Source organism: Ruminococcus sp. J1101004sp1_RTP21198st1_B9_RTP21198_201120 (assembly GCF_040924245.1).
In the GTDB taxonomy this organism is placed as follows: domain Bacteria; phylum Bacillota; class Clostridia; order Lachnospirales; family Lachnospiraceae; genus Blautia_A; species Blautia_A faecis.
The window spans coordinates 42,365-55,245 of the sequence record NZ_JBCOMI010000014.1 but is presented as its reverse complement, the minus strand read 5'-3'; the positions used below and the strand labels follow the sequence as shown (position 1 = coordinate 55,245).

The 12,881-nt window shown below is 41.6% G+C and carries 11 protein-coding genes and 1 riboswitch; of the genes, 10 read left to right on the top strand and 1 reads right to left on the bottom strand.

Features of this window, described 5'->3' with window-relative positions; genetic code table 11:
* Nucleotides 1-25: 25 nt before the first annotated feature.
* Nucleotides 26-799, bottom strand: coding sequence for a GntR family transcriptional regulator (locus AB5618_RS11165; RefSeq protein WP_173770375.1), 774 nt, complete (start codon nucleotides 797-799; stop codon nucleotides 26-28).
* A gap of 229 nt (nucleotides 800-1,028) precedes the next feature.
* On the opposite strand from AB5618_RS11165, the gene AB5618_RS11160 reads away from it, so the two are divergent.
* The 10 genes from AB5618_RS11160 (at nucleotide 1,029) to AB5618_RS11115 (ending at nucleotide 12,314) form a co-directional block, all read left to right on the top strand.
* Complete coding sequence (locus AB5618_RS11160) at nucleotides 1,029-2,375, top strand: glycosyl hydrolase family 28 protein (RefSeq protein WP_173773973.1); 1,347 nt, start codon at nucleotides 1,029-1,031, stop codon at nucleotides 2,373-2,375.
* A 30-nt stretch (nucleotides 2,376-2,405) separates the two neighbouring features.
* Nucleotides 2,406-3,449, top strand: coding sequence for a beta-propeller fold lactonase family protein (locus tag AB5618_RS11155; RefSeq protein WP_195379656.1), 1,044 nt, complete (start codon nucleotides 2,406-2,408; stop codon nucleotides 3,447-3,449).
* A gap of 15 nt (nucleotides 3,450-3,464) precedes the next feature.
* Nucleotides 3,465-4,277: an SDR family NAD(P)-dependent oxidoreductase gene (locus AB5618_RS11150; RefSeq protein WP_148461067.1), complete on the top strand. Its 813-nt coding sequence runs from the start codon at nucleotides 3,465-3,467 to the stop codon at nucleotides 4,275-4,277.
* The gene (locus AB5618_RS11145) at nucleotides 4,274-5,503 is read left to right on the top strand and encodes an enolase C-terminal domain-like protein (RefSeq protein ID WP_148461068.1); all 1,230 of its coding nucleotides are present in this window, start codon (nucleotides 4,274-4,276) and stop codon (nucleotides 5,501-5,503) included. Before AB5618_RS11150 ends, AB5618_RS11145 begins: the two co-directional genes overlap by 4 nt.
* Nucleotides 5,504-5,784: 281 nt before the next feature.
* Entirely contained in the window at nucleotides 5,785-7,041 is a 1,257-nt protein-coding gene (locus AB5618_RS11140; protein WP_368366734.1) for an ABC transporter substrate-binding protein, read from the top strand.
* A gap of 123 nt (nucleotides 7,042-7,164) precedes the next feature.
* Complete coding sequence (locus AB5618_RS11135) at nucleotides 7,165-8,049, top strand: carbohydrate ABC transporter permease (RefSeq protein WP_148461070.1); 885 nt, start codon at nucleotides 7,165-7,167, stop codon at nucleotides 8,047-8,049.
* On the top strand, nucleotides 8,049-8,867 hold the full coding sequence (locus AB5618_RS11130; RefSeq protein WP_148461071.1) for a carbohydrate ABC transporter permease: 819 nt from the start codon (nucleotides 8,049-8,051) through the stop codon (nucleotides 8,865-8,867). Before AB5618_RS11135 ends, AB5618_RS11130 begins: the two co-directional genes overlap by 1 nt.
* A 22-nt stretch (nucleotides 8,868-8,889) precedes the next feature.
* Complete coding sequence (locus tag AB5618_RS11125; RefSeq protein WP_148461072.1) at nucleotides 8,890-9,717, top strand: MBL fold metallo-hydrolase; 828 nt, start codon at nucleotides 8,890-8,892, stop codon at nucleotides 9,715-9,717.
* A gap of 98 nt (nucleotides 9,718-9,815) precedes the next feature.
* Nucleotides 9,816-10,847, top strand: coding sequence for a LacI family DNA-binding transcriptional regulator (locus AB5618_RS11120; RefSeq protein ID WP_368366733.1), 1,032 nt, complete (start codon nucleotides 9,816-9,818; stop codon nucleotides 10,845-10,847).
* A gap of 188 nt (nucleotides 10,848-11,035) precedes the next feature.
* Nucleotides 11,036-11,119, top strand: a riboswitch (cyclic di-GMP riboswitch).
* A gap of 169 nt (nucleotides 11,120-11,288) precedes the next feature.
* On the top strand, nucleotides 11,289-12,314 hold the full coding sequence (locus AB5618_RS11115) for a hypothetical protein (RefSeq protein ID WP_368366732.1): 1,026 nt from the start codon (nucleotides 11,289-11,291) through the stop codon (nucleotides 12,312-12,314).
* Nucleotides 12,315-12,881 lie beyond the last annotated feature (567 nt).

Sequence of the window (12,881 nt, the reverse complement as noted above, 5' to 3'; positions counted from 1 at the left end):
CTTTTTATAAGTTGATCATTCATTTTCAAACACGTTCCAGGGATTTTTGAAATTCGGGAAGATCGTACCATGCTGGTGGTTCCTTCATACGAACCACGAAATGGCATAGATCAGGACGGATCCTGGCTTCCAGGTATTCCATAGGACCCAGGGAACAGTGTGCTGTTCTGGTGTTGAAAAAAATAGGAGATCCCGGTTCAATGTTGAGAATCTGTGCATCAAGGAAATCAGCTGAGCTGATGTTGATGTGTTCTTCGCCAGTTTCAAATTTAATTCCGTAGTGCTTCTGAATAAAGTAATAGAGATCTACAAGCTGTTCGCGGTAGGTATCTAAATCCGGGAAAAAATCAATACGGATATAATTTGTCTGGATTATCACAGGCTGTTCATTGGAGGAAACCACTCTTTGAAGGCGGAAGACTTCTGTTCCTTCATTAAGGTCCAACGCACTGGCGACCTGGCTGTTTGCAGGAATACGGTCAATCCAGGTTCCGCTGATGGTCAGGGCGGCATTATCCGGAAACAGAGTGTTTATGTCTATTACGTTATGAAATTTTGAGAAGTTGGTAAGCTCCCGTTCTTTGGGATTGATCACCTGTGTGCCGGCACCCTGCTTTACCTTTATGCGTTTGTCTTTAACCAGAAGGTCAATAGCATGCCGGACCGTCGTACGGCTTACCGAAAACATTTTTCCAAGCTCATCTTCTGTGGGAAGATAGGAACCTATGGGATAAACGTTATTATCTATATCGGATTTTAATTTGTTATAACATTTCTTATATGCAGGAATTTTTTCCATAATGTTTCCTTTCAAAATAAGGTTGTTTAGTAACCTATAGTATATATATATCAAACAAATAAGTCAAACAGTAATTGAAAAAACAGAGGGACTTATACAAAATGCATAAAAAAAAGCAAAGTATCTTGTTAAATAAAACACTTTACTAAAAAAGAAAAACATTGTATAGTAATGTTTGTAAACATAATTATGAATTTTAAAAATAAATGAAATATAAAGGAGAAACATAATGATGAAAAAACAGGAATTTGTACCACGAAAGATAAGCGAGAAACCACTATATGAACTGAAATCAGTGGAAGATATTCCGGTATCAGAGCTGTATCAGGTTAAGATAAACGGAAAGGAACAGCGAGTATATCATACGGAATTTTTTGATTTTGTTTCTTTCTTGGATGAAAATGAAAAGGCTGAGGTAGAAGTTACAGTAAACGAACCATTTCAGAAGGCTGTTATCCGTCCTGCAGCTGCACAGATACCGTTCGAAGAAGAGGGGAACAAAATCAGCATAAGCCTTCCTGCCGGAAAGAGAATTACTCTTGAACTGGACGATAAACTGGAGTCACCACTTTATGTTCTTCCTGGAAAATACATACCGAAGCCTGAGAATGCCACTTATGTATTTGAAAGTGGAAAAGCCTACAATGTGGGATGCCTTCAGCTTAATTCTGACGAAACTGTTTATATAGAGTACGGAGCAGTTGTAAGCGGAAGAATCTATTCCAGAATGGCAGACAGAGTCCGTATTCTGGGAAATGGAATCCTGTATGGAGGAAACTGGCATGCATGGGACGAAAATGGAGCAGAGCAGCTGATCGTTCCTGTACTGGGTGAGAACATTGAAATACGCGGAATCACACTTCTGGATGGTGGTTCCTGGCATATTGTTCCGGTTGCATGTAAAAATGTTCTGATTGAAGACGTAAATGTTCTGGGAAAAGTGATCACAGGAGATGGCGTCGATATAGTCGGATGTGAGAATGTAGTGCTTCGTAATTGCTTTATAAGGGCAAATGATGATTGTATATCTATTAAGGCTGTGGAATTCCAGGATCCGTCAGGCTGCACAGATGTGAAACATATCCTTGTTGAGGATTGCTTGTTCTGGAATGCAGAATTTGGAAACACACTTGAAATCGGATATGAAACCAGATGTGACGAAATTACAGATGTTGTTTTCAGAAATTGTGATGTTGTACATTGCCAGTATGAGGGCAATCAGTCAGGTGGAGTACTGACAATTCATAACGCTGACCGTGCCCATGTACATGATATTGTTTATGAAAACATCCGAATTGAAGATGCCCAGGAAAAATTTATTGATATTAAAACTCTTGATTCCAAGTATTCACGAGACAGGGAAAGAGGCATGGTAAATGATATTTTCTTTAAAAATATTGAAATTACAGAAGGCACTTTTCCAGTATCCATTATACGTGGCTTTGAGATGAAAAATGAAGTGTGCAGACCTCATGGCTTTTATTTTGACAATGTGGTAATTCATGGAAAAAAGGTGATGTCACCTGGTGAATTACACATGGTTGTGGAATTGTCAGATGAACTGAAATTCCAGTAAAAGGAATTAACAAAGGAGATGGAAGAAAGCATGGATATTTTGCTTGTCGGAACCTATACACAGCATGATGCCCCTGCTGTATTGGAGAAACAGGAGCTTGGAAAAGGTATCTATCTGATTCCGTATAATGAAATCCTGGGAGATGTTGCAGGAACTCCTCTTATCATACAAATGCAGAATCCTTCCTGGGTTTGTCTGGTGAAGAACCGGCTTTTTGCGGTAAGTGAAAGTGAAAATGCTGCGGAAATTGTGGAATATGAAGTAGGGGTTCAGGAAGAAAGTCTTACAGCAGAGAAAAAGGCAAGTCTTCAGATGCCTGGAAAAGCATCCTGTCATATTGAAAAGGATGAAAAAGGACAAAGGCTTTTTGTATCTGATTACGGAAGTGGAGATTTAAAGGTGATCGACATTTCAGAAGCCGGCAGCCCGAAGCTTTTACAGGAAATTTCTTTTACAGGAAAAGGGCTGGATCCGGAACGGCAGGAAGCATCTCATATTCACTCCTGCTTCCTTCATAGGGGAGATCTGTATGCAGCTGACTTAGGGTGTGATAAGATTTATTCTTTTGGCACAGATAAGGGAAAGCTTCTGCAAAAAGAAACCATAGAGGTCAGACCTGGAGCAGGTCCGAGACATATGGGGATACTGGAGAAAAATGGAAAAACGTATCTCTATGTATTAAATGAGCTGGATCTTACAATTTCTGTTTACTGTAATAGGGAGCTGTGCCAGACCATATCCCTGGAAGAGGAGTTGCCAGAGGGCACGCTTGCAGCAGAACTGTGTATTGCAGAGGAGAAAATGCTTTACGCATCTGTGAGAGGAACCGGAGAAATTTTTGGATTTACCATAGATGAAAATGGAATGTTAAATTTGAAACAAAAAGTTGTAGTTCCGAAAGGATGGTTTCGAAGTATCTGTCTGGACAGCAGTGAGAAGCATTTGCTTGCAGCAGATCAGAAAACAGGAAAAATATATATTTTTGACAGGCAATCAGAGGGAGAACTGGGAAATCAGCGGGTGCTTGTGGAAGTTCCCGTACCTGTGCAGGTATTGTCTGGGAAAATAGAATAAGAGAGGAAAACTGTGATGAGAAAAAAAGCAATCGTTACAGGTGCCAGTCGTGGAATTGGACGTGGAATTATCAGAGAACTGGCAGCAGCCGGATATGATATTGCCTTTTCCTATCGGACACGAGAAGATGAGGCAAAGGAAGCAGCTGAAGAAATAAGAAATATGGGTTCCTTTGCCTGGTATGCAAAGGCTGATATGGCACAGGCAGGAGAAGGGGAGAAGTTTTTTGACCAGGCTGTCAGGGAACTGGGCGGACTGGATCTGCTTGTAAATAATGCCGGAGTTACCGTGTTTCAGTCCATTCTGGACCTTGAAATGGAGGAAACCCAGAAAATGCTGAATCTGGATCTTTTGAATTACCTTGTACTTTCCAGTAAGGCAGCCAGATATATGAAGGCACATGAGGTTAAAGGATGCATTATCAACATAACCTCTTCAAGAGCAGAAAGAGCATATCCGGGAGATTGTGTTTACGGCGGCATAAAGGCTGCAGTGAACCGGGCTTCACAGTCTATGGCACTGGATCTTGCACCATATGGGATCCGTGTGAACTGTGTGGCTCCGGGAGCTATCTGTATCCGTACGCCAGAGGAAATAAAAGCAGAAGGCAGGACAGAGCTGGAAGGCTTCTGGGAAAGTCTGGGAGAAAGAATTCCAATGGGCAGAAATGGAACACCCAAAGATATAGGAAGAGCGGTAGTATTCCTTGCAAGTGAGAATGCAGCTTATATAACCGGAGAAGTATTGCGGGTTGACGGAGGACTGATCCTGCCGGGAATGCCGGAAAAAGTAGAAAATGATAAAAATGCCTGGGGAGGAGAAAAATGAGAGTAACGATCAGAGATGTAAAAGTAATTTGCTGTGCGCCGCAGAAAATCAATCTGGTGACAGTAAAAGTGGAAACAAGTGAGCCGGGATTATATGGTGTGGGCTGCGCAACTTTTGCCCACAGACATCTGGCAGTGGTTGCCGCTGTGGAAAAATATCTGAAGCCGTACCTGATTGGCAGAGATGTTTCTGATATTGAAGATATCTGGCAGTCTATAAAAGGAATGAGCTACTGGAGAAACGGACCTGTTTTAAATAATGCCCTGTCAGGTGTGGATATGGCATTATGGGATATTAAAGGCAAAATGGCCGGTATGCCCCTGTATGACTTACTGGGAGGAAAATGCAGAACCGGAGTGCCGTGCTATACACATGCTGAAGGCACCACAATAGAGGATTGTGTGCAAAAAGTAGGCGCATTAAAGGAAAGAGGATATCGCTGTATCCGTGCGCAGGTTGGAGGCTATGGCGGAAAGGATATGCCTTACCAGCCACCGGAAGGATCCTTTGAAGGCTGCTATTATGATCCAAAAGCATACATGGCAAAAACAATACAGCTGTTTGAGCGCCTCAGGGAAACCTATGGCTGGGAACTGGAGCTTTGCCACGATGTACATGAGAGGCTGAGACCTTCTGATGCAGTGATATTTGCAAAAGATATGGAGAAATTCCGTCTGTTCTTTCTTGAGGACTGTCTTTCTCCGGAACAGAGCGGATGGTTTAAGCAGATCAGGCAGCATTGTACTACTCCGCTGGCTATGGGAGAGCTGTTTAACAATCCAAACGAATGGCTGAATCTTATCACAGAAAGAGAAATTGATTACATAAGAATCCATTTAAGCCAGATTGGAGGAATTACACCGGCCCGTAAACTGATTGCTCTTTGCGATGCATTTGGAATAAGAACTGCATGGCATGGACCAATAGACCTTACTCCGATTGGTCACGCAGTAAATATCCATCTGGATATGGCTTCTCCGAATTTTGGAATCCAGGAATGGGCTGACACCAATACCCTGTCTGAAGATGCAGGTGCAATTGCCTTACATCAGATTTTTACCGGAATTCCGGAAATGCGGGACGGATATCTGTATCTGAATGGGAAACCAGGAATTGGTGTGGATATTGATGAAAAAGCAGCAGCTGAGTATCCGTGCAGCGAAGAGGTTGTCACATGGGATTGGATGCTGCCAAGGCTTCCAGATGGAACAGCAGTAAGACCGTAAATACACTCGCTTTGTTACAGTATTTGTAGGCAGTGGAGGTTGATTGTCTACTCCTGCAAATATTGTGCAAATCGTATAAAAATACACAAAAAATATTGTGAATACATACGAAAGTAATAATAAATCGAAAAAAAGGTTGTAAATAATTGGTGAGTATGATATGATTCAAACATCACCGGAAACGTTACCGGTAACATTACCGGAAACGATACCAAAAACGAACCAGACAACTGAAATTGCTCAGTTGACGGAAAATAAAATTATACTAGGAGGTATAAGAAATGAAGAAAAAAATGTTGGCAGCAGTATTAGCTGGAACAATGGTTATGTCCCTTGGAACAAACCTTTGCTGGGCTGATGGAGAGAAGACCAAGGTCACTATGACTGTATGGAATGGTGATTGGGGCGATCAGCTGGATCGTACAATGGAGTCCTTCAACAGCAAACATGATGATATCGAGCTGGATATCACAATGCAGTCCGGAGATTACTCTGATTTCCTTGGAACTGCAGCTGCAACAAATGACTGGCCGGATATCTACATCCTTACACCATGGACACAGGTGCAGGATTTTGCAGAGGCAGGAAGACTTCAGGATTTAAGCGGAATGGATTTTACTGAGAAGGTTTACCCGACAGCTCTTGAAGCTGCTACCTATGATGGAAAAATCTACGGATATCCTGCAAACGTTGAGTATCTTGGTGTATTCTACAACAAGCAGATGTTTAAGGATGCCGGAATCGAAGAAGTTCCGAAAACAAGAGATGAATTCGAAGCAGCATGCGAGAAGCTGGAAGAGTCCGGCGTAACACCAATCGCTTCCACATTCAAAGATTCCTGGACTCTGAAACACATGTTCAGTGTAATGATGTCAAACGTAGTACAGGATGATATGGAAGGCTTCCTGGATCAGTTAAATTCCGGTGAGGGAACCTTCAATGTAGATGGTATCGATGATGTATTTGCAACAGCTGATGTTATCAAAGCTCATTGCGGAAGCAATATGATGGATTGTGACTCCACATCCGGTTTCAACGCACTTGCAAACTCTGAAGCAGCTATGTTGATCAGCGGTGAGTTCAGCCAGAATGTAGTAGCAAGAATGGATAACCCGCCGGAAATCGGATACTTCGCATTACCAGTATCCAATGATGCTGAGAGAAACAAAGCAGCAGTTGACGTAGGAATCGTATATGGAGTAAGCACTCAGACAGAGCATATGGATGCCTGCAAAGAGGTTATCGACTTCTTAAGTGATGCTTCTCTTTCTGACGGATATATTGCAATTGTAACCGAGAAACCAGGTTCTGCACCAGCTTCCCAGGATTTCACAGTTAGTTATGATTCTGCATCTACAAACGATTATCTGGAATATGCAAACAGCGGAAACGTAATTCCGTGGGTATATCAGCAGTATGTAAACGGATTTGATGTTATCTCCGGAGATATCTTCCAGGGTTACATGGCAGACGCTGCTGACAAGGATGAGGTAATTTCCGAGCTTGACGCAGCATATCTTGAATATCTGGATCAGTAAATAAGAGGAAATGCTGACCTGCGATTCCCGGGGGGAGCACCCCCGGGAATCTTTTTAATGGAAGATTTATCGTGATATCTGTATAAGCAGATGAGCCTTTTAGAAAAAGAAAGAGAGGATAATATGTCATCTTTATATAAGAAAAACAAGAAATTTTATCTTCTGCTGATTCTGCCTGCCTTGCTTTTGTATTCCTTTGCAATGCTGGCACCTCTGTTTGGCGGAACCATTCCATATTCATTCCTGAAATGGAATCTGATGTCCGGGAAAAAAGCTTTTGTGGGATTTGACAATTATGTAAAATTGTTTTCCGATGCAAAATTCTGGACTTCTTTTGGATTTAACCTTTTTGTTGGTGTGTTCACCATTATTGGCAGCAATGTTTTTGGATTTATTCTTGCTTATTTCCTGGATGAGAACATTAAGGCTAAAGGCGTGGTCAGAGCTATGTTCTTCATTCCTAACATTGTCAGTGCCGTATTGGTATCCTTTATCTGGGTGTTTATTTTTACAAATGCAATGCCTGCACTTGGCGGAGTATTGGGCTGGGACTGGCTGGCAAATATAAGCTGGTTCGGAACTCCGTCAATGGCAACTGTGACGATCATTGTGGTTTCCATCTGGCAGAACATTGGTTTCCTGATGATCATTTATACCGCAGGTCTTCAGACTATTCCGAAGGATGTTATGGAGTCTGCTGAGCTGGATGGCTGCAGCGGTCTGAAAAAAGTTCTGAAAATCGAGCTTCCGCTGCTTATGCCAACTGTCACGATCAATCTGTTTGTTTCTATTTCAGGAGCATTTAAGTCATTCGATATTCCGAACGCAATGACAGGCGGTGGTCCTTATGGTTCCACAATGCCAGTTGCCATGAATATTTACCAGGAAGCTTTCACCAAGTACAACCTGGGCTATGGCTCAGCGAAATCTGTAATCCTGTTCCTTACAGTAGCAGCGGTTACTCTGATCCAGTTGTACTGCACTCGTAAGAAGGAGGTAGAATACTAATGAAAAAGAAAGTATGGCTTCCAACCATTATTATGTTTTTCTTTGGTGTCCTGTTCCTTATGCCGATCATCCTGCTTGTGATGAACGCATTCAAGACACATAACGATATGATCCAGAACTTCCTTTCTTTTCCGCATTATCTCTATACCGGAAACTTTACAGAAGCTATAGAACGTCTGAAATTCTGGAGAGTAGTTGGAAATTCAGCATATGTAACCCTGGGAACCATGCTGGTATGTACCATCATTTCCTTTATGGCTGCATATGGAATTGCGCACATCCCTGGAAAGCTTGGAAATGTTTTGTATCTGATTTTCACCCTTGGACAGATCATTCCGTTCCATTCCATTATGATCGCGCTTTCTGTACAGCTGACCAACGCAAACCTTTTGAATAACCTGACCGTACTTATTTTCCTGTATGCCGGCTTCCACGGAGCATTCGGTATTTTTACCTATGTTGGCTTTTTGAAGTCCATTCCGAAGGAATTGGAAGAGGCAGCAGCAATTGACGGCTGTGGCATGTTCCGCTGCATGTGGCAGGTAATTTTCCCATTGGTACGCTCCACAAGCATAACTCTTCTGGTGCTGTTTTTCCTGTGGACATGGAATGATTTCCTTATGCCAAACCTGTATGTTTCAGACAGTGGTTTGAGAACTCTGACAGTTGCTATTTATATGTTTAAGAGTACCTCCGGATCTGAGTGGAATCTGATGCTTGCCGGAATGACTCTGTCCATGGTTCCAATCATAATCATTTATATTGCAGCACAGAAATATATCACCAGCGGACTTACCGCAGGTGCAGTAAAAATGTAATTGAAAAGGAGAACGGCAGAAAATGGACAATATTAATTTACAGAGAATTGAAGGCTATACAGTTCAGCTGGTAGCAGAGGATGTCTGGGCAATCGATGAGTTCGGAGCAGACATTATTTATCTGGTAAAAGGTGAAAAAAGTGCAGCTGTGATTGATACCGGTTCAGGTTTTGGAAATCTGAAAAAGGTGATCGAAACCCTGACTGATTTGCCATATGTTGTATTAAATACACATGGACATCTGGATCATGTGGGCGGCAATCACGAGTTCGGAAAGGCATATCTGAGTGAAAAAGATTTCAAAATGGCAGATACAGAAAAACTTAGAAGCGGCTGGAAGCATTATGTTGAAAAAACAAAGAAGGAACCGGGATTTTATGGAACAGAGTACATAATTGAAGGTCGTGAGCCTGGAGATTTCCAGATGCTGCCGCTGAGCGAGCATCAGATCTTTGATCTGGGCGGCAGAAGCCTGGAAGTATTATTTACACCGGGACATACTCCTGGAAGTGTAGTTTTCCTGGATAGAAAAAATAAATTCCTGTTCGCCGGAGACAGTGTAGTGTCAACTCCAATCCTGATTTTTGATACCTATTCCTCAACAGTAAAGGAATATGCAGAGGGATTAAAGAAGCTAGATAAAGAAGATTTTGAGCTTATTTTCCCAGGACATTTTTTACGTCCGATCGGAAAAGCAATTCTTCACGATCTTATCACATGTGCTGATAAAATCGTAGAAGGAACTGCAAAACCGGAGCCTATTGACTTCAGCCATATGTCTTCAGAACCAGCTTTCCTTTTCAAATATGGAAAAGGAAACATCGCTTATAATGACAAGCATATTTGTTAATAAAAAATGATAAAAAAATCATTATAAATTTATTAAAAATCATTTGCCATAATATGCCGGGACATATATAATGAATACATTGTTGCAGGAGAGCGATTATGGAGCAGATAACAATTAAAGAGGTTGCGAAATTGTGCGGCGTAGGAGTCAGCACAGTGTCTAGGGCAATTAACAATCACCCGGACATTAATCCGGAAACGAAACAGAAGATTCTGGATACGATCAGAGAGTACAATTATGTACCGAATAATAGTGCCAGAAATCTGAAAAGAACTGATTCCAATACGATCGCAGTTATAGTAAGAGAAATCAGCAACCCATTTTGGGGTGTTATGCTGCATGTATTGGAGAGGGAAGTCCGTGACAGGAAATACTGCCTGGTATTGCAGAATGTAGCAAATGATGAAGATGAAGTTGAGCTTGCCCTTCAGCTGGAAAAAGAGAAAAAAGTCAAAGGAATCATATTCCTTGGCGGTATGTATGATTATGACGAGTCAAGGTTGAGAATGCTGGGAGTTCCGTATGTGATCAGCAGTTCTGGAAAAACAGTTCCGGAGGATACAGGAGCTTATCCTAAAAGTGCCCTTGTGACGACAGATACAGAGATTGAGAGTCAGAACATGATTGATTATCTGTGCAGCTGCGGTCATAAAAGGATCGCCTTTATTACTTCCAGAGATGAAGGTCTTGGAAGATGCCATCTCAATGGCTATAAAAGAGCACTGGAGAAAAATGGACTGGAGTACGATGAGAAGCTTATAATTCGTTTAAAACCAGGTAAAAGAATCTATACGATTGAGAATGGTTATAACTGTACCTGTGAGCTTTTGAAATCGGGGGTGGATTTTTCCTGTATTTATGCAATTTCAGATACTCTGGCGGTAGGCGCCTGCAGAGCAATTATTGACAGCGGCAAAAGAGTACCGGAGGATTATTGTGTGGCAGGAGCAGATGGTCAGGATATTGCGGAATATTATCATCCATCCATTACCACATTGAAATATCCAAGAGTGGAAACTGCCCAGCAGAGCGTCCGTACCCTGTTTGATATGATCGACCGGAAAAAGGTAGTGAAACGGCAAATACTGGGCGGAACTCTTATAGAGCGGGAGTCTACGCGCAAGCTGTAAGGTGTAGCTGTTGCCATCCGGCCATCGAAAAGGAATCTGTGAAAATATTTGAGAAGGATTATCATGCGCTACGATCCGCTCAGATATTTTTACAGATTTTTTTGTTTTCGTACTTTTTAGACGGATTTTTGTAAGTTTTAACAAGGGAATTCCGTTGACAAAAGTGACAGTTTGCTTTATTATAAGAAATGAATAAAAGGCAAACCTGTTGAAAGACAGGGACGCAAAGCCAAGGGTCTAAGGTCTCAGGACTATGACAGCCGGTTGCCGCATTGATATTGATTAGGTAATGTAATATGACAGGAGACGTGGTTCTTCTATTTGTGGCGACCGTTTATTTAATCTGATAAACGGTTTTTTATTTCCACAAACTGATGGGACTGATAGTTTCCAGATAGCGGCAAGTCAGTTACATTATGGTTCAAGAAAGGTGTGTTATTTATGAAAGGAAAGAAATTAACAGAGTGGCTCGCAAATAAAAAAGTTGTTTCCAGTTGTGCTGCCATAGCATTGGCAGCAGTGATCGGCGGCGTTTCATTATTCTCAGGAGCAGGAGAAACACCTGAATTCCCCAGTTATACAGATCCGATCATGGAGACTTCCATCATAGAAGATGAAACTCCACTGGCTTCTCAGCCGAAGACTACTGTGAAGACTACTTCCAGTACCAAGACAACCAGGAAGACTGTTAAATTAAAAAAGGCTTCCAAGAAGAGCTACACCAAGAAACTGAAAACCAAAACAAAAGTAACCAATAAAACAAATAAATCCGGTAATACAACAGTAGATACCAAGACAACCGTTGTTACCAAAGCAACAGCGAAATACACCAAGAAATCCAAAAAGAAAGTTGTTACATCCAAGATCACAACAACTGTTCAGACAACAACTACACAGCAGGTATCAATTGCCAATGAGACCGCTGTAAGCACTACTTCTTCTGGTACTTCCGCTGCCCAGGCAACTGCAGCAGCAAGCTCTTCACAGAACCAGAGCAAATACGAAGCAAATGTAGCAAATGTAGCAAGTGTTGCAGGTAAGATGGACAATCGTGTAATTGCAGCATATCAGCAGCTGGGCTTTAAGCTTGTTGTTGATCCATCTGTTAACTATTCCGGATATTTTGATGCAAGATCAAGATCTATTACAATGAAGCAGATTGATGATTCTGTTTATCATGAGCTGGGTCATTTCCTCGCATTCATCGCAGGAAATGTAGATAAGACAGCAAGCTTCCAGAGCATTTTTGCAGCTGAGAAGGCAAATGTTACAGCCTTTAATAAAGCCTATGTAACACAGAATGCTTCCGAATATTTTGCAGAATCTGTTAAGGATTACATCTTGAACAATGCTTCCTTGAAGAGCACCAGACCACAGACTTATGCAGCTGTTCAGAATGCATTGAATCAGATTACAGATGCACAGATCGCTAAGATTCAGAAGATTTATGGAGCGTTCTGGAACTAATGATTTTAAAGATGACCGGCACCCGGAGAAATATCTCCGGGTGTTTTACTGTGGATACCACAGGCGCGGGAAAATAGTGTTTTATAAAAAGGTAAGTGACAGATGGTACTTACCTTTTTGTCACCGGGAGAACCTTAATCTTATATATGTCGAGTTGCTGTTCACTGGTAACATTCCGCGAGGTGTTTTTTGTGAACAAAGTTCACAGAAAACCCGAGAATTAAGTTTGCGCAGCAAACGCTACTTCTTGTGCTTGTCACAAGAAGGTTCGTCTTTCTGTGTATCGCGAAGCGTGTTACTGGTCACGGAGTGAACAGTAACTATGTCGAAGAGTCTGGATATGTGTCGACAAAAAATTCTTGCAATGAAAAACCTTAGGTGTGTATAATACAAAACAAAGGTTATCACTTTCTTGCAGGCAGGGATAGATATATTGGGGTCACTGGTCCTAAGTGAACAGTAATATATATTTGGAATGGATGTAGACACGGCGCCTGAAATGTGTTAGAATCAACTTTAATAAGTTTTTTGAAGGATGTTTTTATAATTCAGTATATAGCTTCTGTC

Excerpts from the sequence above, each read along its gene's own strand:
- AB5618_RS11165 (WP_173770375.1), bottom strand. The coding sequence starts at position 799 with ATGGAAAAAATTCCTGCATATAAGAAATGTTATAACAAATTAAAATCC.
- AB5618_RS11155 (WP_195379656.1), top strand. The coding sequence starts at position 2,406 with ATGGATATTTTGCTTGTCGGAACCTATACACAGCATGATGCCCCTGCT.
- AB5618_RS11150 (WP_148461067.1), top strand. The coding sequence starts at position 3,465 with ATGAGAAAAAAAGCAATCGTTACAGGTGCCAGTCGTGGAATTGGACGT.
- AB5618_RS11145 (WP_148461068.1), top strand. The coding sequence starts at position 4,274 with ATGAGAGTAACGATCAGAGATGTAAAAGTAATTTGCTGTGCGCCGCAG.
- AB5618_RS11140 (WP_368366734.1), top strand. The coding sequence starts at position 5,785 with ATGAAGAAAAAAATGTTGGCAGCAGTATTAGCTGGAACAATGGTTATG.
- AB5618_RS11135 (WP_148461070.1), top strand. The coding sequence starts at position 7,165 with ATGTCATCTTTATATAAGAAAAACAAGAAATTTTATCTTCTGCTGATT.
- AB5618_RS11115 (WP_368366732.1), top strand. The coding sequence starts at position 11,289 with ATGAAAGGAAAGAAATTAACAGAGTGGCTCGCAAATAAAAAAGTTGTT.
- AB5618_RS11160 (WP_173773973.1), top strand. The coding sequence starts at position 1,029 with ATGATGAAAAAACAGGAATTTGTACCACGAAAGATAAGCGAGAAACCA.
- AB5618_RS11130 (WP_148461071.1), top strand. The coding sequence starts at position 8,049 with ATGAAAAAGAAAGTATGGCTTCCAACCATTATTATGTTTTTCTTTGGT.
- AB5618_RS11120 (WP_368366733.1), top strand. The coding sequence starts at position 9,816 with ATGGAGCAGATAACAATTAAAGAGGTTGCGAAATTGTGCGGCGTAGGA.
- AB5618_RS11125 (WP_148461072.1), top strand. The coding sequence starts at position 8,890 with ATGGACAATATTAATTTACAGAGAATTGAAGGCTATACAGTTCAGCTG.